Source organism: Actinomycetospora sp. (assembly GCF_055612215.1).
Window position 1 is genome coordinate 1 of record NZ_JBVPVA010000611.1, and the last position, 1,156, is coordinate 1,156.

Genomic DNA, 1,156 nt, shown 5'->3' on the forward strand with positions numbered 1-1,156 from the left:
CGCCGTCCGACGCGTCGACCTCCGCCCCTCGAGTGCCTCTGCCACCTGCGCAACGTAGCGACTGTTTCGATCTAGGGCCACCGTTCGTCGCCGTTCCGCGCCCGTCCCGTGTCGTCGGGGCCACCCTCGTCTTCGATAACGAGAACGGTTATCGTTTGCGGGTCGGCCCGCCGTGGGCGCCGATCTCCTGCCGTCCGACGTCGGCAGCGGGACCTTCCTGACACGACGCACCCCCCGGAGCCCGCATGGCCACCGCCCGCCGCGCCACCCTCACCGCCGCAGGCGCCGTCCTCGTCCTCGTCGCGGGCTGCGGGAGCCCCGGCGACCCCGGCGCCGCGGCGGCCGGCACGCCCACCGTCGTCGCCACGACGAACGTGTGGGGCGCCGTCGCGAGTGCCGTCGCCGGAGCTCCCGCAGCCCGCGACGAGGGCGAGGACGACGAGGGTGCCTGCGGCGGTGAGGGTGGCGCGGCGGGCGGTGGTCATGCGGGCTCCGGGGGTGCGTCGTGTCAGGAGGTCCCGCTGGCGACGTCGGACGGCAGGAGATCGGCGGTTGCTGCGGGGCGACCCGCAAACGATAACCGTTCTCGTTATCGAAGACGAGGGTGGCCCCCACGACACGGGACGGGCGCGGAACGGCGACGAACGGTGGCCCTAGATCGAAACAGTCGCTACGTTGCGCAGGTGGCAGAGGCACTCGAGGGGCGGAGGTCGACGCGTCGGACGGCGACGCTGGCCTCACTGGCCGCCGAGCTCGGGGTGTCCCGGACGACGGTCTCGAACGCCTACAACCGGCCCGATCAGCTGTCCCCGGCGCTGCGGCGGCGCGTGCTCGACACCGCCCGTCGGCTGGGCTACCCGGGGCCCGACCCCGTCGCCCGGTCGCTGCGCACCCGCAAGGCGGGCGCCGTCGGCCTGCTGCTCACCGAGGCGCTCTCCTACGCCTTCCGCGACCCGGTGGCCATCCAGTTCCTCGAGGGCCTCGCCCTCGCGTGCGAGGACAACGGCTCCGGGCTCCTGCTGGTCCCGGTGAGCCCCGAGGCCGAGGACGTCAGCGCGGTCGCGCGCGCCGGCGTCGACGGCTTCGTCGTCTACTCCATGCCCGACGACGACGAGCACTTCGCCGCCGTCCTCGAGCGCCCGGTCCCGGTGGTGGT

Annotated in this window: 1 protein-coding gene; it reads left to right on the plus strand. The window is 74.0% G+C overall.

All coding sequences use genetic code 11. From position 1 onward, the window contains the following. Positions 1-683 precede the first annotated feature (683 nt). Positions 684-1,156 (plus strand): LacI family DNA-binding transcriptional regulator (locus AC0CYZ_RS16885; protein WP_472217387.1); only part of this gene is annotated, 473 nt, incomplete at its 3' end.